22 protein-coding genes and 1 riboswitch are annotated in these 21,056 nt (G+C 38.7%); of the genes, 6 read left to right on the forward strand and 16 right to left on the reverse strand.

Features of this window, described 5'->3' with window-relative positions; genetic code table 11:
• Positions 1–91: 91 nt before the first annotated feature.
• The gene (locus IEU71_RS06300; RefSeq protein WP_004910106.1) at positions 92–1,021 is read right to left on the reverse strand and encodes an alpha/beta hydrolase; all 930 of its coding nucleotides are present in this window, start codon (positions 1,019–1,021) and stop codon (positions 92–94) included.
• Between the two features lie 191 nt (positions 1,022–1,212).
• Here IEU71_RS06300 and IEU71_RS06305 point away from each other — a divergent pair, with 191 nt between their 5' ends.
• Positions 1,213–3,024: a M3 family oligoendopeptidase gene (locus IEU71_RS06305; RefSeq protein ID WP_004910109.1), complete on the forward strand. Its 1,812-nt coding sequence runs from the start codon at positions 1,213–1,215 to the stop codon at positions 3,022–3,024.
• A gap of 53 nt (positions 3,025–3,077) precedes the next feature.
• Here the strand turns inward: IEU71_RS06305 and thiE are convergent, their stop codons facing one another.
• The 8 genes from thiE to IEU71_RS06345 all read right to left on the reverse strand — a co-directional run bounded on the left by thiE (position 3,078) and on the right by IEU71_RS06345 (position 9,182).
• The gene (gene thiE, locus IEU71_RS06310) at positions 3,078–3,716 is read right to left on the reverse strand and encodes a thiamine phosphate synthase (RefSeq protein ID WP_004910110.1); all 639 of its coding nucleotides are present in this window, start codon (positions 3,714–3,716) and stop codon (positions 3,078–3,080) included.
• Positions 3,706–4,539, reverse strand: coding sequence for a bifunctional hydroxymethylpyrimidine kinase/phosphomethylpyrimidine kinase (gene thiD, locus IEU71_RS06315; protein ID WP_004910112.1), 834 nt, complete (start codon positions 4,537–4,539; stop codon positions 3,706–3,708). The genes thiE and thiD overlap by 11 nt, the downstream gene beginning before the upstream one ends.
• A complete protein-coding gene (gene thiM / locus IEU71_RS06320) occupies positions 4,536–5,312 on the reverse strand; it encodes a hydroxyethylthiazole kinase (protein ID WP_004910113.1) in 777 nt (258 codons plus the stop codon). Before thiM ends, thiD begins: the two co-directional genes overlap by 4 nt.
• Complete coding sequence (locus IEU71_RS06325) at positions 5,312–5,872, reverse strand: TenA family protein (RefSeq protein ID WP_004910115.1); 561 nt, start codon at positions 5,870–5,872, stop codon at positions 5,312–5,314. Before IEU71_RS06325 ends, thiM begins: the two co-directional genes overlap by 1 nt.
• A gap of 87 nt (positions 5,873–5,959) precedes the next feature.
• A riboswitch (TPP riboswitch) is annotated at positions 5,960–6,048 on the reverse strand.
• Between the two features lie 38 nt (positions 6,049–6,086).
• The gene (locus IEU71_RS06330) at positions 6,087–6,593 is read right to left on the reverse strand and encodes a hypothetical protein (RefSeq protein WP_004910118.1); all 507 of its coding nucleotides are present in this window, start codon (positions 6,591–6,593) and stop codon (positions 6,087–6,089) included.
• Positions 6,590–6,880: a hypothetical protein gene (locus IEU71_RS06335; protein ID WP_004910121.1), complete on the reverse strand. Its 291-nt coding sequence runs from the start codon at positions 6,878–6,880 to the stop codon at positions 6,590–6,592. Before IEU71_RS06335 ends, IEU71_RS06330 begins: the two co-directional genes overlap by 4 nt.
• Complete coding sequence (locus tag IEU71_RS06340) at positions 6,877–8,034, reverse strand: vWA domain-containing protein (protein WP_004910122.1); 1,158 nt, start codon at positions 8,032–8,034, stop codon at positions 6,877–6,879. The genes IEU71_RS06335 and IEU71_RS06340 overlap by 4 nt, the downstream gene beginning before the upstream one ends.
• The gene (locus IEU71_RS06345) at positions 8,031–9,182 is read right to left on the reverse strand and encodes an ATP-binding protein (RefSeq protein WP_004910125.1); all 1,152 of its coding nucleotides are present in this window, start codon (positions 9,180–9,182) and stop codon (positions 8,031–8,033) included. The genes IEU71_RS06340 and IEU71_RS06345 overlap by 4 nt, the downstream gene beginning before the upstream one ends.
• A gap of 61 nt (positions 9,183–9,243) precedes the next feature.
• On the opposite strand from IEU71_RS06345, the gene IEU71_RS06350 reads away from it, so the two are divergent.
• The 3 genes from IEU71_RS06350 to greA all read left to right on the forward strand — a co-directional run bounded on the left by IEU71_RS06350 (position 9,244) and on the right by greA (position 13,112).
• The gene (locus IEU71_RS06350) at positions 9,244–9,861 is read left to right on the forward strand and encodes an NAD(P)H-binding protein (RefSeq protein ID WP_004910128.1); all 618 of its coding nucleotides are present in this window, start codon (positions 9,244–9,246) and stop codon (positions 9,859–9,861) included.
• Positions 9,862–9,962: 101 nt separating this feature from the next.
• Entirely contained in the window at positions 9,963–12,572 is a 2,610-nt protein-coding gene (locus IEU71_RS06355) for a YfhO family protein (RefSeq protein WP_004910132.1), read from the forward strand.
• A 57-nt stretch (positions 12,573–12,629) separates the two neighbouring features.
• Positions 12,630–13,112, forward strand: coding sequence for a transcription elongation factor GreA (greA, locus tag IEU71_RS06360; RefSeq protein ID WP_004910137.1), 483 nt, complete (start codon positions 12,630–12,632; stop codon positions 13,110–13,112).
• A gap of 41 nt (positions 13,113–13,153) precedes the next feature.
• On the opposite strand, the gene IEU71_RS06365 is transcribed toward greA, so the two are convergent.
• Together IEU71_RS06365 and IEU71_RS06370 are read right to left on the reverse strand one after the other, a co-directional pair.
• Positions 13,154–13,927 (reverse strand): ABC transporter permease, encoded by a 774-nt coding sequence (locus tag IEU71_RS06365; RefSeq protein ID WP_004910139.1) that lies wholly within the window; start codon positions 13,925–13,927, stop codon positions 13,154–13,156.
• Positions 13,928–13,938: 11 nt separating this feature from the next.
• Positions 13,939–14,880 carry a daunorubicin resistance protein DrrA family ABC transporter ATP-binding protein gene (locus IEU71_RS06370; protein WP_004910142.1) on the reverse strand — a complete coding sequence of 314 codons (942 nt, stop codon included), beginning with the start codon at positions 14,878–14,880 and terminating at the stop codon, positions 13,939–13,941.
• A gap of 118 nt (positions 14,881–14,998) precedes the next feature.
• Between IEU71_RS06370 and IEU71_RS06375 the strand changes: the two genes are divergently transcribed.
• Positions 14,999–15,505, forward strand: a complete 507-nt coding sequence (locus IEU71_RS06375; RefSeq protein WP_004910145.1) for a MarR family winged helix-turn-helix transcriptional regulator — start codon at positions 14,999–15,001, stop codon at positions 15,503–15,505.
• Positions 15,506–15,640: 135 nt separating this feature from the next.
• Here IEU71_RS06375 and IEU71_RS06380 read toward each other — a convergent pair whose 3' ends face one another.
• From IEU71_RS06380 to IEU71_RS10200, 3 genes are all read right to left on the reverse strand, one after another.
• The gene (locus tag IEU71_RS06380) at positions 15,641–16,606 is read right to left on the reverse strand and encodes a GRP family sugar transporter (RefSeq protein ID WP_004910148.1); all 966 of its coding nucleotides are present in this window, start codon (positions 16,604–16,606) and stop codon (positions 15,641–15,643) included.
• A gap of 234 nt (positions 16,607–16,840) precedes the next feature.
• Positions 16,841–17,392 carry a zinc-binding dehydrogenase gene (locus IEU71_RS10195; protein ID WP_004910152.1) on the reverse strand — a complete coding sequence of 184 codons (552 nt, stop codon included), beginning with the start codon at positions 17,390–17,392 and terminating at the stop codon, positions 16,841–16,843.
• Positions 17,393–17,407: 15 nt separating this feature from the next.
• Positions 17,408–17,788, reverse strand: coding sequence for a zinc-binding alcohol dehydrogenase family protein (locus tag IEU71_RS10200; protein WP_004910154.1), 381 nt, complete (start codon positions 17,786–17,788; stop codon positions 17,408–17,410).
• 95 nt (positions 17,789–17,883) lie between these two features.
• On the opposite strand from IEU71_RS10200, the gene IEU71_RS06390 reads away from it, so the two are divergent.
• On the forward strand, positions 17,884–18,369 hold the full coding sequence (locus IEU71_RS06390; RefSeq protein WP_004910159.1) for a winged helix DNA-binding protein: 486 nt from the start codon (positions 17,884–17,886) through the stop codon (positions 18,367–18,369).
• A gap of 26 nt (positions 18,370–18,395) precedes the next feature.
• Here IEU71_RS06390 and IEU71_RS06395 read toward each other — a convergent pair whose 3' ends face one another.
• Positions 18,396–19,694 carry an endolytic transglycosylase MltG gene (locus IEU71_RS06395; protein WP_004910164.1) on the reverse strand — a complete coding sequence of 433 codons (1,299 nt, stop codon included), beginning with the start codon at positions 19,692–19,694 and terminating at the stop codon, positions 18,396–18,398.
• A gap of 70 nt (positions 19,695–19,764) precedes the next feature.
• The gene (locus IEU71_RS06400; RefSeq protein WP_004910167.1) at positions 19,765–21,027 is read right to left on the reverse strand and encodes an acetate/propionate family kinase; all 1,263 of its coding nucleotides are present in this window, start codon (positions 21,025–21,027) and stop codon (positions 19,765–19,767) included.
• Positions 21,028–21,056 lie beyond the last annotated feature (29 nt).

The following is a 21,056-nucleotide window of genomic DNA, read 5'->3' on the forward strand; positions in this document are numbered from 1 at the left end:
GGTTCAATATCGACAACTCACCACTGAGTCTGTTAGTTAATTAATTTTATTTTGTCCAACTATTGGGGTTCACTTCAAAACAGTTGTGTTTTTATTTGTCATACTGATTCAAAAAGTTGGTCACTTTTTGTCGATAAGCTACGGGATGATCTGGAAAACTTTGCACATGTTTTGAACCACTCGTCACCCACAACTTTTTTGGCCCCTTTGTTGCCGCGTAAAGCTGATAGACCATACGTGTGGGTACGAAAGTATCTTTGTCACCATGAATGAACAACATTGGTCGTTTATTTTTCGCAACCTGTTTCAGTGGACTAGCCTCACTATATGAGTATCCAGCTCGCACTTTGGAAATACCAGATACAATGTTAACAATAGGAAACCAAGGTAAGCCATACATGTCTCCGGCTTCATGTTTCACTTCTGCCAGAACGCTAGTATATGACGAATCTTCGATAAACGCTTTCACTTGTTTTGGCAAATCGTGTTCACCAGAAACATTAACAACAGTTGCTGCACCCATACTCATACCGTACATGACAATATTAGACTGTTGTCCATTTTTCTTTAGAACCTGATTAATCCAACCAATATAATCTCGTCGATCCGTCCAACCGTATCCAATTAATTTACCCTGTGAATCACCATGTGCACGGTTATCTGGAATCAACACATTATATCCAAGATCGTGAAATAGTTCGCCGTAAATGGCCATCGTTGTTTTATTATTATGCCAACCATGTGCCAAAATTGCAGTTTTATTTGTCGGCTGACTGGCTGTCACATACCAAGCATCAAGTGTCAGCCCATCTGAAGTTTTTTGCGTCCAAGTCGTTTTATGACGTGCTAAAAACTTGTGCTCATAATCATAAACAGGACTGGATTTTGTTCTAAGTGCATCTGGTTTATTTGCTGCGGGATTACGAACTTCTGCAACATGAAAAAAATACATAGACGCTGATAATAATAACAGCATGACTAAGGTTACCAGACCAATTACCCACTTATAGACACTTCTCATGACTCACATTCTCCTCGAATTCAATCTTTTTATTTTACAACTTAATTGTATAGGGGGCAAATATGTTGATTCCCCCTATTTTGAATCCTTTCAGAAAATGCCATGTTATTCTCCTCATAATCTCACATATCCAATTTTTTCAAACAATGTTATCATAAGGTAACGATAAAAATAAATTGAGGTATTCATTCATGTCTTATTCACAAACTTGGGATTTAGAAAGTATTTTCCCGGGTGGTATCACATCACCGCAACTCACTCAAAAATACGAACTCATCACTTCTCAAACACAAGACTTCGCGACAAAAGTTGACGCATACCGTGCATCTGATGATAAGGATTTCGACCAATTAGCTAACTTAGCTGATTTAGCACAAACAATTAGTGCTGGTATTGGCACAGCTGGCATTTTCGTTAATGGTTGGTCATCTGTTGATTATGGTAATAGTGTTTATGCACCTCATTTTGATAAATTAGGTAACTTGTGGGTTGCTTTTTCAACGCCACTCAACCGCTTCCAAAAGCTGTTATTACAATTAGATGATGCAACCTTTGCTACGGCCATTAAAACACAACGCTTATCACCAATTGCTTTCTATTTAACAGAGCTACGTACCGATGCCAAACGCCTTTTGGATGACAGCACTGAGTCGCTGATCAATCAATTTGATCTTGATGGTCAGCAAGCATGGTCCCAACACTATGACACCATTTCGGCTTCACTCTCAATGAACTACACTGACGAAACGGGCAAAACACGACAAATTTCCGCCGGCCAAGCGCTTAATATGCTAGATGGTGAACCAAATAATGAGACGCGTGCCAATATTATGGCTAATTATGAGAAAATGTGGGGTAATGCAGAAAACCTCACTGCCGACACGCTTAACCATTTGGCTGGATTCAGATTAACTAATCAGAAAGCACATCAGCGTCAAAATTATTTAGAGCAACCTTTGGAAATGAATCGCATGTCTGAAGAAACTTTAAAGGCGATGTGGCATGTTGTTGACAACAACAAAGGCATGTTCAAGCCCTACTTTGACCGTAAAAAAGCCTTGCTTGGTCTCTCGCAATTGGGTTGGCAAGATCAAGTTGCACCGCTCACAAACATCGGTGATTACAGTCCTAAAGAAGTCTCTTACGATGAAGCAGCACAATTTATTATCACGCAATTTGGTAAGTTTTCACCTAAAATGGCTGATTTTGCCAAAATGGCATTTGAAAATAATTGGATTGAATCTGAAAACCGCCCTGGCAAACAACCGGGCGGCTACATGGAATCTGTCCCTGATTTACATGAATCACGCATTTTTCTAACTTATACTGGATCAGTCAATGATGCCGCAACGATTGCCCATGAGTTGGGACATGCTTTTCATTCTGCTCAACTTAATGATTTGCCGTTCTGGCGTGATGCGTATGCAATGAATGTCGCTGAAACAGCTTCCACTTTCGCTGAACTTATTGTCAATGACGCTAACGTAAAAGTAGCAACGACTGATGCTGAAAAAGTGGTCTTGTTAGACGCCAAAATGACTAATCCTATTGCCATGTTCTTGAACATTCATGCGCGTTTCTTATTTGAAGATGCGTTCTATACGGAGCGTCAAAATGGTGTTGTCACACCGCAACGACTGAACGAATTGATGGATGAAGCACAAAAAAGCGCCTTTGATGGTATGCTAGATACGCGACACCCACATTTCTGGTCTTCAAAGTTACACTTCTTTATTGATTCAGTCCCATTTTATAATTTCCCGTACACTTTCGGTTATCTCTTTTCAGCCGGTATTTATGCACAAGCACAAAAAGATGGTGATAATTTCGAGGATAAATATATTGCGTTGCTTCGTGACACAGCAAATATGACATCAGAAGAATTAGCTCAAAAACATTTAGGTGTTGATCTGACTAAGCCAGATTTCTGGCAAGCTGGTGCTGATTTGGTTAAAAAAGATATTGATGAATTTTTGTCGCTATCTGAACAATTTATAAAGTAAAAATCAAATTAAAGAGGCCCAACGTGTTAAACATGTTGAGCCTCTTTTAATCTTTATGAATTTTGTTGCCACTTTATCACTGCGTCTGCGACGTTATCAGCTGCACTAATCATGCTAATAACAGCCACGCCATTGATACCAGTCGCATAAATATCATCTATATTTTGATTTGAAATACCACCAATAGCGACGATTGGCCAATCACTAATGCTTTTAATGTGTCTCAAGCCTTCGAGACCAATTGGTGGATTAGCATCAGCTTTTGTCTTCGTCGCAAATATTGGTCCAACACCAATGTAATCAATTCCCGATACACCTTGAACACGATGAAAATCAGCTTGCGTCGTCACGGACACACCAACAAACATACCATTGCAAGCACGCACATTTTCAATGATATTACCATCCTTTTGACCAAAGTGCACACCATCAGCGTGAATTTGGTGAGCTAATGGGATATCATCGTCGATGATTAGAGGCACGTGATACTGGCGTGTTAAGTCGCGTACACGCTCTGCCACACGATATTTTTCAGCGCCTTTTAATGCGCCATCACCTTTTTCACGATATTGAAAAGCAGTAATACCATATTTCAAAGCGGTTGTTAAAATATCAAAAAATTGTGATTCGTTTTCCACATTTTGAGTGCCTAAAACAAAATAACGTCGTAATATTAACGGATTAAATGTCATGAAGTACCTCAACTGTATCTTCTGTCACCAATTTGGTCCCATGGTTAAGTGGCCCATGCCCGTGTCCAACAGCAATGCCATCACGAATTGTGGCGTCAACGTATCTTTTCCCATGCAAAATCGCCACATCTAAAGTTTTCCCAAGCGCTAATTGTGCTGTAATCGCTGCCGAAATAGTGTCCCCAGTGCCGTGGGTACGCTCCGTAAGAACCCGCTGACTTGCCAACCAGAAATCTGTCCCATCAGCCAATAAGACGTAATCCTCAATACGTGATGACTGCCCATGACCTCCTTTCAATAAAACATTTTTGGCGCCTAATTTTTGAATCGCCTTAGCTGCACGTTGCATGTCTTGCCGATTATTAATCGCTTGACCACTTAAAATTTCAGCTTCTGGCATATTAGGCGTTACAAGTTCTGTTAGCGGTAACAATAAACTTTTAACGGCAGCCACTGCATCAGGATTAAGCAACTTTGCGCCACCTTTCGCGACCATTACCGGATCTAACACATATTTACCAAAATCAAAATTTTGCAAGCCTTTGGCAATAAGCGCTACTGTCTCTGCGTTTCCGAGCATACGAGTTTTGGTTGCTTTGATAGCTAAATCATCAGCGATTGATTGCATTTGTGACCAAATCATATCAGGTGGTGTCATCAAAACATCTTGAACACCCAATGTATTTTGCGCTGTTAAAGCGACAAACACATTAGCACCATAAACACCCTGTGCAGCAAATGTCTTTAAATCAGCGCTAATACCAGCACCGCCACTACTATCAGCACCAGCGATTGTTAATACTTGTGGTGTTTCATTGCTCATAAGTATTGCACACTTTCAGTCATAAATGTCGCTACTTCCTCACTTGTAATTGCAGCAAGTTCATCTAGCAATTGCATACTATAAAAACCTGGTGTCGTGATTTGATGGCTGGCTTTGAGGCCAGCTAACTTAAACGTTGCCATCGTGTACGTGACATTTTCCATAGTGAGTGATTCAGCCACAAAAGCACCAATCATGGACGATAATGCATCACCAGTTCCCACATTAGTTGATAATAATGGCACGTCTGTCTCAATGACGGCAGTTTGATGCCCATCGCTAATAACATCTTTAGCACCACTTAACGCAATTATGGCACCAGTCTTTTCCGCTGCTAATTGTGCGATGGCAATTACATCACCACTACCAGTGGCGTCAATGCCTTGACTGTCAAAATCAATATCGGCAAACCACGCGATTTCCGCTGCGTTACCTCGAATAATATCAACATGCCCTTCTCGCATCAAAGTCTGCACGGCCTTGCTACGAAAAGGTACTGCAACAGCAACTGGATCCAAGATAACAGGTTTATCTAAGTTAGTAGCGACCTTTGAGAGCGTTACAATATCTGATAATTCATTGGCCTTAAGCGTACCAATATTAATGACAACGGCATGTGCAATTTGACATAAATCATTAAATTCACTAACTTCGCGACTCATAAGCGGCGAAGCACCAATAACATTCACTACATTGGCTACGAATTGTGGGGTAACAAAGTTAGCATAAGTCAGAACAAGCGGTGATTGTGTCCGTACATTTTTAATTGTCATTAGTATTGACTCCCTTTTTCATAGGCATTCCGCCAAAATTTTAGTTCAAATTGATACGATTTTTCAAAAATAGCGACATCTAGTTGACTGTCTGAATGGTCAACAATCTGCCAGTAATAGGTTACCAAATCATGATATTGTTTACTGGCGTAATATTGCTGCCAACCATTGTTTGTTTGATGTGCCAGTGCTTTAGCTATAAAATAATAGGATTCCACACAAGGTAAGGTTGCCATGATTGCTGACATAGCACCTTTTTGAGCTGCTGCACGCATATGATTAACATAGGATTGCCCAACCAAATCTAAAGACTTTGAGGCAACAGCATCCACTAGACTAAGGTGTGCTTGTCCCTCATCGTCGCTTGTCGGTCTGGTTAAATGTAATGATTCATCAATTTGATCAACGATAGGCATAAAAGCTTCGATATAACTGGCATCTTGAGCCGTATAATAATCTGCTTGATGCTTGGTTAATGAGTTATTACCAATTGCTTTCACGAAAGGCTCAGCCATGATTTGAGGCATAAACTGTTCTCTAATTGTTTGTAGTGAGGTCATGTTTTCTCCATAATAGGACACAAAAAGGCCGCGAACCCACTCCAAGAAGATGCGTTCACGGCCAGTAATCAACATTTAAAAAACACTAGCTTATGCAACATATCTCCCTGCGTACGTACTAACGTCATCAGGTTCAATGGGTATTTCTCAGCCAATCGGCACCCCAGATATTTTATTCATTTCAAGATAAGTGTAAACGAATGCCACCAGATAATCAACCCCACCATTCAGGATCAACATCTCTCATTTGATGTTTCAGTGACAATTGCGAATCACTTGTAACACGTTGGTAAGTCGTTGTGTAGGGATTTTTCATCAAATTAATCATTTGCTGATACTGTGTACTTTTCAAAAAATCAGCTAATTGACTGTGATTTTGCCAAAAAGTCCACAACATATAATCTGCTTTACCATTATCATTTTGAGCCACAACACCGGCAACATTTACTAACTTACCAATTAGTTTATCATTATCATCTTTAGCCTGAAAGGCAATTTGATGAATCACACGGCCAGTTAATTGACCATTAATATAACGACTATCAAAGCCTAATGGCCGTTGAAATTGTTGGACAATTTCTGGCGCATCCAAAATCAAAACATTCGAACCCGCCAATTGTGATACCTTGCCGAGGTAAAACACGTTGTCTGGATTCGCTGTTTGAAGTGCTAATAATTCTGAAACTGACTGTTCTGGTGCAAGTACAAGATTAATTTTCATAAGAATGGCTCCTTTAACATTGTGACGACATCTGGTGAAAGCCGAACTGCATTACGCTGAATAAACTGTTGGACGCCTTTAAACGTTGTCAGATCAACTGTGGGTGTCATAGCGTCTGATGCAACTAATGCTTTTGCATAGACAATATCTGAACGTGTCATCATCGTCATGCCCCATGGCTCGCTCAGCAACAGTGATTCCCATTGATCAGTTAATAATGCTTCAGCTCTTTTGAACCGATTGTCTTTGGCAATAAAACTACTCAGATCTGTTGGATTTAATTTCATAGGGTCAACACCTTTCCAATTTGATTAGGCAAACTGAGTTGTTGCTCTTCTGGCAGTATCCAATAAACACGACGATACTGTGACATAATCGGTGATGTTTCACCGTCACCATCAGTTAGGATAATCACTGTTGTCGTCTCACGAGGTGTTTTTTGTTTATCGAGATAGTCAAAAATACTTTGAAATGCCGTTCCCCCGCCAGCACGGCGCTGCCAATGATTGATATTTTTAATCACTTCAACTGCTGTATCAAATGAAAACACGCGGACTTTAGCATCAAATTGTTGTGTTATTTGCATCACATTGGCTAGGAATTTACCCACTAGTCTATCACTAATAGAAGCCGAATTGTCGACAAATACCAAAATTTCATTTTCGTACGTACTAATTTCACCAAATAAGTCCATTCGATAGGCTTGGCGCCGATTAAATCGTGCACGTGATGGTTGCTTTTGATTAGGTACTTGGCTTACCCCTGTTTTGAGGATTTGACGCCAATTTTTTTTAGGCACCACCACCGCGGAAATCTGTTGTATGACAGCACTAGCCAAGTGACCTCGCCCAGATTTTTGTGCATCTTCATTGGCTTGGCGAATGACTTGTTCAAGTGCCGATTTAGCCTCATCAGACTCATCGCCAACACTCGCCCAATCACCGTGGCCGTCGACGTCACCATGAGCAGGCATATCATCTTCAAAACGACTGATTAAATCAATATAAGTTTGCGAATCTTGATAAGGCGCAAACCATTCGCCGTACACATCAAACAACATTTGCAAAGTCACAGCCGTTGGTAACTCACCTAATTCCTTAGGTAAATATTGATTAATCGCCACATCAGTCCCTAGATCAACAACTGATTTTGCTTGGTGCGTTGCAGCATAGCGAACTGGGTGTTCCCAAATAACATGCAGTGATTCATGTGCCAATGCAGCAGCAATCTGATTATATGTGCTGAAATTTTCCGTTAAACGTGCTGGATTGATTACTAAGTACCAACGATGATTTTGCCATTTTAATGCCAAAGGATGCGGTGCTAACAGGTTCATTTCGCGGGTTAAATTCATGACAATGTTGCCATATAGTGGTGAAACATCGAGTAAGGTTTTAATACCACCTAATATTAAATTATCCGTTTCATCCTTTGTTATCATCTGGTCGCAATGTCCATAATTTGTTGATACAACACGTTTGCATAGTGTTCTTCTGAATTGTATAAATTATCTAAAATTGGAGCATTTGTCATTTGCTTAACCAGTGCATATTGCCCATCTGGTGCCACCAATTGTAGTAATTCACTAAAACGTGCAGCGTTATTATCGTGTGTCATATCTGCCGTCAATAACAATGTTTTCATCACTGTCATTTTTTGAATTTCTGAATAGCTTTCAAATTTGGAACGAATGGTTAAAGGTACTTTAGGTCCGTCTGGTTTTGAGTCAAAGACTTCTTCGGCAGTTAAGCTAGGCGTTTGTTCGCGTACAAATCGAACAAATTGTGTTGCCACTACTTGACCTAAATCACCCGCCACAATATCAAATAACAAATCTTCTTGCTGACGATTAGATAGCCTAAGCAATTCAAAAAGATCATCCGACACACGTTGCCAAGCACGTGGGGTTGGATTCAAATCAACTTCACGCACGTCAGGATACAACAAACTAGCATTTTCAGCGATAAACCTGCGCACCAAATCATGAATATTGGGCCGTTGATCCCCTTTAGCAGCCCATGCTAACCAATCTTTCACTGATACGCTCATCACTAATCTTGTTGTCCGATCCTTAATTGCGGCATCAGAAGTTTGCACCGCGTATTCAGATGTCTCAAATCCATGCATACTATCATCTGGATTTTCTGCCAAAATAAGGAAAACATTTTCGGGCAAAACTAGATCATTAATCTGTCGTTGTAACACTAAATTCATGAGTTCGGCCTGAACAGCTTGTGAACCACGATTGAATTCATCTAAAAACCAAATAATTGGTTGACTCGGTACCGCTTCAGCATGCTGAATAATTTGAATCAGCGTATGTGTGTAGCCAAATTTAACGTCAGCAAGTTGCCCATAATGTTTAGTTTGCAAAAACGCGCTTTCAGTCAAGGGCGGTATTGGAATCGCCAAATCGCCTTTTTCTGACAGAGAAACCACCGTTGTAAACAATTGCGCATTCATTTGCTTTGCCACATCGCTCACTAAAGCAGACTTGCCAATGCCTGCTTCTCCAACAATATTAGGCACATTACCGCCTCGTAATATCAGTGGGACTGCCGTTAATAATTGTTGATAAGTTAAACTCATAATGAACCTCATTCCTAACTATATTTTACCGCAATCCAAACAATCATGCTAAAATGAAGATATGACAAAAAAAATTCTAATTCTCGGTGCTAATGGTCAAATTGCCAAATTAGTGGTTACTATGTTAGCCAATACCGACACACAATTAAAGCTCACCTCTCTTCACGCCAAACCAGCCCAACATATTACCAAGCTAGATGCAGCAAATGAAGCTGATTTGGTGACGGCATTAAAAGATATTGACATTGTCTACGCCAATATTGGTGCCGAAGGCCGTCAAAAAAATGTGGCTAATGCGTTGGTCAATGCCATGCATACTGCTGGGGTGTCTCGCCTGATTTGGATCGCAACAATTGGCATTTACAATGAGTTGCCACCTAAGCAAGCTGATTTGTGGCGCAATATTTTAGGTACTCCCGAAAACGAAAACAGCTATATTGGCGATCAAGCTGTTGCCGCGCAACGTATCACAGCATCTCAACTCGATTACACCATTATCAGGCCAAATGAACTCACCGATGACAATAAGATGCAACAACTTAACTTTCAAACTGATCCACACGAAGAAATTATTGGTGGGCCAATCACACGCACCAGTGTCGCCGAATTTGTCACGCAACTCATCAACAATCCCGACCAATACATCGCTGAATCAGTTGCAATTTCATCAACTCACTAAACTTGATAATCATAAAAAGGTTCCAGAATGAATTGCCTTGACTAAGCAAATTTTTCTGCCCTTTTTTATTAGCAAGTTATTATTTTTAGGAACACTCATTTATGAAACACACTTTAAAACGCTACACACTGGCACCATTAGCACTCAGCTTTTGGATCCCCCTACTGATTATGTTAGCTTATTTTGCCTATCGTCACATGGCACCATTTGGCACCAGCTCAATTTTAACAGTAGATCTCGGTCAACAATACATTGATCAATTTGCAGCATTCAAGCATACCTTACTGCAGCATCCTAGCAGCTTTTTTTACTCATTTTCTAATGCCTTAGGCGGAGATATGCTGGGTGAATGGGCTTATTATTTAATGAGTCCTTTTAACCTTATTTTTCTAATGGTTCCTAACGCCTCACTCCCTAGCGCCATTCTACTCGTCACTGTGCTCAAATTTGGGGCAGCTGGCCTATCAATGGCTTATCTATTGCAAAAATTGCACCTGCAACAACATTACTATGTCACTTTGTTCGCGGTTAACTACGCACTATCTGGTTGGTTCATTGCAAACGACTTAAATTTGTTATGGCTCGACACCGTCATTTTACTGCCATTGGTAATTTTGGCACTTGAACGTTTGTTTTATCAACAATCTTGGTGGCAATATAGCCTTCTGCTTGGTGCCAGTATTATTTGTAACTATTATATTGGCTATATGGTCGCCATCTTTATCGTGTTGTATTTTTCTTGGCGCTTGACTTGGCCAAATATTAAACATCGTTGGCTAATTTTGAGACGATTTATTATTAGTTCAGCTATTGGTGGCGGCCTATCAGCATGGATAATTTTACCGACTTATTTTCAGCTCAAATTAGGCAAAACGCAGTACAATTCTGATTTTTCTTTCAAGTTTGATAACAATCCTTTACATCTTTTGTTTAAATTAATTCCGGGTAGTTTTAATTTTGACCAGATGCAAAATGGGCAAGCAAACTTTTATGTAAGTGCTTTCGTTTTAATCACACTAATAGCTTTTTTCACGACACGTGTTATTAAATTACGCGTCAAAATCGGGGCATTTTTACTGTTAGCCTTCTTAATATTAGCCACTACTTGGGCACCACTTACTTTACTATTCCACGGTTTTCAATACCCAGTTTGGTATCCATACCGTTTCAGTTTTTTGATTAGTTTCTTTGTCATTTATTTAGCTGCTATTAGTTGGCAGCCAACTTGGCGGCCACGACTGATGACAATTACTACTTTGTTAATCATATTTAGTGCAATTGCTATTTATGCCACACTCAGTGATGCTAAAATCAATTACATCAATCGTTCAAGTATTACTTTATTCATTGGCTTAGCCTTGCTAACATTAGCGCAGTTCACTTTTAAAGTTCATGACAAATTTTGGCTACCCATTTTAGTTGGCTTAACGTTATTATCCCTCACAGCAAATGTCGTTTTCACGCTAGACAACTTTTCTTATTTAACAAATACAGAGTATCAAAATACGATTAAAGCACTCACAGCGGATAAAAAGTTTCTAAAAAAAGACACCTCTTGGTATCGTGTAGCGCAAACATTTCAACGCACTCGTGGTGATGGCATGATGTTTGATTATTATGGCGGTGCCCATTTCAGCTCGGCTTTACCAAAGTCTACGCCAACTTTTTTTGGCAATTTTGGACAACCTGACGGCGATAATTATGTTGTATATAGCAATGGCAGTATCTTATCTGATGCACTGCTGGGCATGAAATATATCATCACCCCAAATGGGCAAGACAGTGGTGATGCTGGTCAACCTAGTCAACATTTAATTGGTTTTCGTCCGGACACCAGTAATTACAGTCTAAAAGCAACAACATCGACTACTAATATTTATCAGAATCACAATGCCCTACCCATAGCATTTGCAGCCAATTCTGGCGCGCTTAATACCAAAATGCTTTACAATAATCCTTTGCAAAATCAGGGTAATCTTTGGCAAGGCTTAACCGGTGATTCAACGTCGCCAGTTGACACAGATAATTTTCAAAAAGCCATTGGCCATAATGTCAAAGCACCAACAACGATTACAAATGCGATCATAACACGTCAAAATGCGAGTCAACCTGCTAGTTTGGACTTGCAATTTACCCCAACAACTAATGATAGCTACTATTTGACCATTGGCAGTGGTCTGGATATTAAGAATTTTGACCTCCTAATTAACGGCAAGGTCATTACGCAATTTAGCTCTTATCGCCACACTGTTATTGTTAATCTTAATTCAAATGCCAAAAACAAGTTGCAGACAATCACATTTAGAATGAAAGATACCCAAACATTAGCCTTATCTAACGTCACCCTCTATCATGTCGATAACAATCGCATTGCAGACGATGCTAGCGAGTTAAAGCAGAATAGCCTTAAAATCACAAAACGGTCCGAACGACATATTCAGGGGACAATCACGACGACATCAACAAAGCCATTGATTATGACTACCATTCCCTCTGTTGCTGGGTGGCATATAGCAGTTGATGGCAAAACCGTTAAGGCCGACAAAGTGGCTAACTATTTTATCGGCATTAAAACAAAACCAGGGCGGCACACAATATCTATGACCTATACCCCACCATTTTTATGGTTGGGTCTTGCTACCACAACCATTGCGACAGTTATATTAGTAATATTTAGCAATTTATCTATTGCAAAAAAGGTCACCACATGATATGCTTTTTTCGTTATATTTTGCGAGAAAACACGCAAATTGAAAGGAAAAACACTTATGTCAGAAGAAAAAACATATCCAATGACAACTGAAGGTCGTGATAAGCTACAAGCTGAATTAGACGACCTCATTGCTAATCAACGCCCAGAAATTACAAAACGTATCCAAATTGCGCGTTCATACGGTGACTTGTCTGAAAATTCAGAATATCAATCAGCAAAAGATGAACAAGCCTTTGTTGAAGGTCGCATTCAAACCATTAAAAAGATGCTTGAAAACGTTGAAATCATTGATTCTAACGCAACTGCTGAGGACGAAGTTTCTCTAGGTAAAACCGTTACGTTTAAAGAATTACCTGATGAAGAACCTGAAACTTATACAATTGTAGGTTCCGTTGAGGCTGATCCACTAGCTGGTAAAATTTCAAACGAATCACCAATGGCAACTGCATTAATTGGTAAAAAGGTCAACGACACAGTCGCTGTGCCACTTCCAAACGGCATCAACATTAATGTTCAAATTTTAGAAGTTAAAAAATAACCATAAAAAAAGAAAGCGCCGTGCTTTCTTTTTTTTGTTGATTAATTGTTTTTGCGATACACCATGAGAGACAATGGCATAAAAATCGCAATGATGATAATACCACTAATGATAACCAGCGTTGCTTCAGTATTCCAGTAACCTGTTTTCATGATTGCCCGAATAGCACTAATCGTTATGGTCACAGGATTCAATTGCACAATGCTTTGTAAAAATAATGGCAATGTCCTGATTGGAATAACGGCATTTGATAGGAATGTCATCACCAATATAATGATCATGGAAAGGCTTCCTATCAATTCTGCATTTTTTACTAATAGACCAATCAAAACAAAGATCCAAGAAGTTGACCATCCAATAAATATTGCTAAAATTAAGACACAAGCAATCATTATTAGATTGACAGAGGGCCGCCATCCAATTGCAAACGCTGTTCCTAAGGAAATCAAACCGGACAACAACAATCGAAGTGCGTCACCAATAAGTTGACCAGCTAGCGGAACAAATGCAGAAATTGGTAGAGTTTTAAATCTATCAAAAATGCCACTATTAATGTCCTCTCGCAATTGCTGACCCGATCCCGCTGCCGCATTTAGAATGCTTTGAATCAAGATACCAGACACAAGCATTGGCAAATACGCATGCACACTTCCAGCAATCACACCGCCGAAAAGAAATCCAAACAAAAGTGTGAAGATAATTGGTTGAATAATAACATCACTCAGATTATCTGGATTATGCCACGTCTTGAGCAAATTCCGATGTGCCATTGTTAAAGTTGTGCTCATAATACTGGCTTTTTGTTGATTTTTCATGATATATCTCCTCAATTTTTACCCACTGTCATTGATAAAAATACTTCATCTAAAGATGGTGCATCAATTTTAAAACTGCTTAGCATGATTTTAGATGCTAGGATTTTGTCCAAAATTTCAGACACTTTGTTAAAAGCATTATTGTCTAATATAACGGTTAGATTTCTATTTTCAACATTAACTGTTTTTCCTAAAACTTTTTCAATGATACTTTGCGTTGGAATGACTGACTCATTCTGCTCAACAGTCACTTTCAGCTGCAATCCACCGACAAGCTTTTTCAATTCACTTGGTTTATCCTCAGCTATTAACCTACCGTGATCAATCAATGCAATTCTGTCCGCTAACTGATCAGCCTCTTCCAAATATTGAGTGGTCAAAAGAACCGTGGTGCCATTTTTTACTAATTTTTGAATTGCTACCCACATTTGTGTACGTGTTCTCGGATCAAGCCCCGTTGTGGGTTCATCCAAAAATAAAATACTGGGATTACCGATCAGACTAATGGCTAAGTCTAATCGTCGTAACATCCCACCAGAAAATGTTGAAACAGAATGATCTGCCGACTGAACTAAGTCAAAATCAACTAGTAATTCTTCTGAACGTTGATGTGCAGAATCACGATTTAATCCGTTTAATCTACCAAATAAAAACAAATTTTCTCGTGCACTGAGTTCTCTATCAATTGTTGCACTTTGCCCAGTAACACTAAACTGTGATCTCACCTGACGACTTTGAGAAATTGTATTCAAACCATTAATCATAATTTCACCTTGGTCTGGTTGCATAAGTGTAGTCATCATATTAATTAAAGTGGACTTACCAGCACCATTTGGACCAAGTAATCCAAAAATTTCACCTTTTTTCACATCAAAACTAATATCATTGACTGCAACATGTTGTCCAAATTTTTTTGAAATGTTTTTAACGCTTATCGCTACTTCATTTTCCATAACATATACCTCACTACATTTAATCAGGGGCCCTTGATTATTATTGTAAGGTCCCCTGATTAATTTGTCAAGTAGAATAGTGTATACTAAAATAATTGAGCGGAGGTTAACATCAATTATGGAACGCAAAATCAAGTCAGAATTAATTGCCGGAAAATTAGCCGAATACGAACAATTAACAAAAATATATGACGATATCGTGCAAGACGTCAAACCAAGACTGACAGTAGAAGGTCAAGGAAAGGTATTACTTGCTTTAGCAGATGAAGATCATTTATCTCAAAGCCAAATTTCGTCACGACTTGAAATCTCACCACAATCTACGGGTGAATTTGTTTCAAAATTAGCCAAGCGTGATTTAGTATCATTGAGCAAATCTGAAAAAGATAGACGAATCAATCTTGTTAGCTTAACGACAAAAGGACGAGAGGAAATTGAATCTTCTTTTCAAGAAGTACCAAAATTCATAACCGTCTTATCAAATGAAGAAATGGACCAATTCAATCGGTTAATGACCAAAATTATTGCTGCTATGTATGAAGATATTGATAAGGCTAATCCAACACTTGGCGTTAAATTCCATAAATTACTAGCAAACCGGTATTTAAAACAATATAAAAAGTAATTGCCAGCATGCCTCATTTTTATCAAGCGCATCAACAATGACTTAATTTATTGATATGGTTTTTTTACCAAGCAAACGAAATACACATATTTTTGTACTAAAAAACGGGCAAACAATGTTTGCCCGTTTATTTTTTTACGCGAAACTATTAATATTACCAATGATGATAGCGCCAATAACAACTAATATTGTACCAATCGCAATCAGCTTCATTTGATAGCTTGACTTCTTCTCACCCAACAAATAAATACCACCAAAAGTACCCACGATGATACCTAATTGAGAAAACGTCGTTGCAATTGTTTGACCAATATCAGGATTTGCAGCAGAAATGAACATGAAAATATTACCAGTTGCCCAAACTAGACCTGTCAAAATGTTTTTCCAAGTTGACAACTTAAACATAATTTCAGATTCTTTCAAGACAAATATCACAATCAAGAAAGCACCAATTACTTGTCCAATTGATTGTGGACCAACAATTGCTGTCATATAGTCAACACCATTGCCACGCGCCTTGATAGCATCTGAAATATAGCCGATTTTGTTCAAAAAGTTAGGCAAAACAAAGTAAAACATGAATCCGGCCGTTGAGATTGCCAAATAAATCAACCCCTTGGTCATACTTTTAGTTCTCTCTTCTGCTTCAATGCCCTCACTATTTTTAGCTTTATCACGCGCTGAGATCAATGTAGCGCCAATAACAACAGCGATGATTGAAACTGCACCAATCGCCCACATTTTGCCAGTCTTCCATTCACCCAGAACAGCTGCAGCCATCAACGCATTAGTCACAATTTGACCTGCGGTTGACAAAGGGATAGCTAATGATACCCCTAAGTCTTTAATTGCCAAAAATTGACCTGCGGTTCCAACTGCCCAGACAAGTCCAGAAACAACGCCGACAACCCAAATATGACTATTGAGTTCAATGTGACGTGGCATCACAAAGAAAAACATGGTGGCTAATCCAAATATTAAAGCACCAAAAGTCATGCCTAATGTTTGTTGCCCTGCGGTTCCGCCCATTTTTGTATTGACTAGTCCAACTGATCCCCATGCCAATGCTGGCACCAAAGCCAGTAAAATCGCTGCGTTCATAACTGATAAAACTCCTTCTTATTTGTGATGCTTTAAATCATCATTTTTAACACTACTAATTGTACACTAGTGAAAACGTTTACACAAGCCTACAATTTAATTTCTGTAAACGTTTTCATCGTTGATATTGTGCCTTTCATCGCAATTAACGTTCAACCACAAAAAAAGACGCATAATACCTACGTTTTAAGGTGAATTTGCGACTAATTAATATTTGATAGTATTATCGATTGATTAATTATTTGGTACAAAAACCAATCTTTCAGGACTAGAAATTGCCCAATATTTTTCAATTTCTGATAGACCAACTGTTTTAACAGTGAAAACGAATGGCTGACTCACTTCAGCTGCAATAATTTCATTGAAAGATTGAATCAGATCTTTAACACCAACCGATCCTTGTCCCGAACCAATCAATTGTAGCTTAACAGCTCTAAATGCTGCGCCTGGGATGGGTGCCGCTTGCCCAGCAATACTACCAATTTCAACCCATTTCAGTTCTTGCTCATCATGTGTTCTATTTGGAATAATAGCTTTCATTGCGTTGGCGGTAATGTCACCCCAAAGGTAATCCAAGACAACATCAACCTGCCGCCCAGCTACTGCTAATTGATTTTGATAAGCTTTGACATCATCCGTGAGACGTATTGTTGCAGTAGCGCCTAAATCTAACAGTGCTTCTAGTTTATCTTGATTCCGTCCAACTGCGATGATTTCGGTTGCTCCCATACGTTTGGCAATTTGTACGGCCAGCATTCCTGCATTACCAGTTGCACCTAAAATCATAACACTTTGTCCTTTTTAAAAATGAGCACGATATTTCAAGGCCATCCATGACGACAAAGCAGGATTCATCATACCAGCGATTTTTTGATCATCTAGTTGCATTGGTACGCCGACCCAATGCCCTTTTTTAATCGCAACCTTTTCAGCAAATCCACCGTTACCAACAAAAAATACTTTCTCACCAGTCGGCAATAAACCAACGCCATCAACGCCTGGTACCATTGGCAAAATACCTTCTGCAGCATAATGAGTGCCTGTCGCGTCACCGCGAGCACGATTTGACAAAGCCGATGCCGTCACGTCAATCATCACTTGATTTTCATCAATGTTTGGTTCGGAAAAATTTTTTTCATATTGTGGCCCTTGTTTAAAATCTCTTACAACTGATGCTTTCATAGTAATTATCTCCATTTGTTTTTTGTTTACCGGTAATGTAAAATAAGTATATAACTTAAGTATTTTAAAGTCAATATTTATTACAGGTAATTAAAATGGAAAAACAGCAACAATTCGAAAAAATAAAACAACTTTTACGAGACAGTCATAGTGAAGACGACGCAGAACAACAATGGTTTTTAAAGCACGCTCGTTCTGAACAATCACGGGATTTCATTGCCACACAAAAACGTTTCACACATTCTGAATTACAAATTTTGAGTCAACTGGTAGTCAACGGGAACGTCACCACTTTTAAAATCTTACAACAGACATCTAATTTGTCACAAGGTATGTTGTCAAGATATGTTAATCATCTTGCTCAATTAACTTTAATCGAGAAATTTCATCCTCAAGATAACAAAAAAGAGATTTCTTTACGTTTAACTAACTTAGGAGAAGAATTAGGCCGTTTACATCTTGAGCTTCATCAACGTATTTCAACCAATGAACAAAAAATTCTTGAGGAATATACCGAGCAAGAAATCAATACTATGCTCGAGGTAGTATCTAAATTAATTGCTGCACGTCAACATATTTAAAAAAACTGCCAAAATTCGGCAGTTTTTTACTTATCAAATCGTTGTAGATTCCATGTTTCAATTAAATTAATAATTAACGTGGGATAATTCGTATCAGTCGCATAAGCGTCTTTATAAAGCGCTTTAGCAGCTGCTTTATAATTTTTAGCGTTCAAGACATCTTGGAATTGAGTAGGATTCCAAGTGTTACCATTAACCAAAGTTTCAGCGTGCTCCTTCATACTTTCTTTCCAATCACTATAAACAGCAAACCTTGCTTTCTGTGTCTCTGGCTGCCCATCAACATATTCAGTCGTCTCTAATACAACCGATTTACCCGCAGTTTTATCCTGAGTTTTCACACCAAAATAGTTATTGTATTTAGACGATAGTACTGAATTATCCCAGTTAGATTCATGTGCTGCTTGAGCGATTGAAATGGATGCTAAAATACCATATTTTTTACTCAAAGTCTGTGCATAAGGCGCAATTTTATTAACAAATGCCAACCGATGCTCAAATTCTTTTTTTCCTGTCGTGGCCATCAAAGTAATTACAGCGGTTTTGTTAATACCATCGCTATTTAAATCTTTGTAATATGGTTTAAGTTGTTTATCAGAGGTAGCCAAAAGTTGGGTAATTGCATCATTAATCGTGTTAACACCATTTAAATCGTATGCCGCTGGATAAATATAATCAGAAAGATTATCATCTGAAGCCATACCTTTTAGTAAATCAGGATATTTGATCTTCATTTTTGCAATTACTGATTTATCAGTAAAAGCATTATTAACTTTAATGTTAGATAACTTAGTCTCATCAGCAACATTTTTGGCAATTTGACTTTGGCTCTGTCCGGTTGCCACCAAGATGTAACCTTTCCCTAACTGCGGTGCTACCCCTGGCCCTAAAGTCATTTGTTTATAAATGAGCTGAACTGTTTGAGATGGCGAAAATTTGTACGTTCCGGCTTGAAGACTTGCAGCCCCTTGCTTTTGCGCATATTTGTTGAACGATTTTGCACTTTTAATAATTTTTTTGTTTTGCAAAATATTTGCCATTTGGATTGAAGTTGATCCAGAAGCAATTTTCACCGTTTTAAAAGTAGTATCCTTTGGGTTCAAAGCAGCATATTGATCAGTAAACAATGCTTTTCCACCAAAAAAAACACCAACAACGATAATAATTAACAATATCAAAGCAACAAAACGATTTCGTGTCCCACGTTTTATTTTTCGTGGAACACCTTTACCATTTTGATAATCATCATCAAACGGATCCATACCGGCGTCTAGCGCTTCGGCGTTCTTAATTTCATGCTGATGTCGTTGTTTTCTCGACTCCATACTTTTCACCTCACAAACGTAATAAAGCGACTAGTGTTTAGAAACACTAGCCGTTTACCATTTTATCATATTATGCTTTTAAAGATTCTACATCTCTCGCAATCATTAATTCTTCGTTAGTTGGAATCAATAATGCCTTAACTTTCGAATCTGATGTTGATATTTCAACTTCTTCGCCACGAACATTATTTTTTTCGTCGTCTAACTTGACACCAAAGTAGCTTAATTTATCAACAATCATTTTACGGACAGGCACTGAATTTTCCCCAATACCAGCTGTAAATACAATAGCATCAACGCCATTCATCTCTGCAACATATTGACCGACATATTTAATTACTCGGTTAATAAAGATATTGATTGCCAATTTAGCATGTTCATTTGTGTCTTGAACATCCAATAAATCACGCATATCACTTGAAATGGTTGAAATACCAAGTAGCCCTGACTTTTTATTCAAGACATTCAACATTTCATCATTTGTCAAACCTTCGCGTTCTTGAATGTAATATACTAGCGATGGATCAACGTCTCCTGCACGTGTTGCCATTGTAACACCGGCCAAGGGTGAAAATCCCATTGATGTATCGAAAGACTTACCATCTTTTATCGCAGTAATAGATGCACCTGCACCCAAGTGCAACGTAATCAGCTTAAGGTCTTTTAAATCTTTTCCTAGCATTGCTGCTGCTCTCGCAGAAACATAACGATGTGATGTCCCGTGAGCACCATATTTACGAGCACCATATCTTGTATAGTATTCATAAGGCAATGAGTATAGGTAATTAACATCTGGCATCGTTTGATGGAATGATGTATCAAACACAGCTACCGACAAAGCATCTGGTAGTAACTTCTGGAATGCACGAATACCCATAGCATTTGCCGGATTGTGTAGAGGAGCATAATCAGCTAAACGATCAATCTTGGCCAATACCTCATCCGTAACAACAACAGAATGGTTAAACCACTCACCACCGGCAACAACACGATGACCAACGCCTGTAATTTCCTGGAAATCTTCAATGATACCCAAATCTGTTAATTTTTGTAACATGAAGTTGATAGCTTGTTGATGATTTTTGATAGGAACAACATTTTCATACTTTTTGCCCTTACCATCTTTTGTGATTGTGATGTGGTCTTCATCATCATCTGAATGGCCAACCAAGCGTTCAGCTACAATTTCAGCGCCGTACTTAATTGTAACGATTGCATCATCCATACCAATTCGTTCAATTACACCTTGCGCGATAACTTGTTCTGCCGGCATCTCCAATAATTGAAATTTTAATGATGAACTTCCAGCGTTAACAGCCATTGTTTTAGCCATGATTTTTCCTTTTACCTGTCTTTCTTGAA

Source organism: Leuconostoc falkenbergense (assembly GCF_014634805.1).
Classification (GTDB): domain Bacteria; phylum Bacillota; class Bacilli; order Lactobacillales; family Lactobacillaceae; genus Leuconostoc; species Leuconostoc falkenbergense.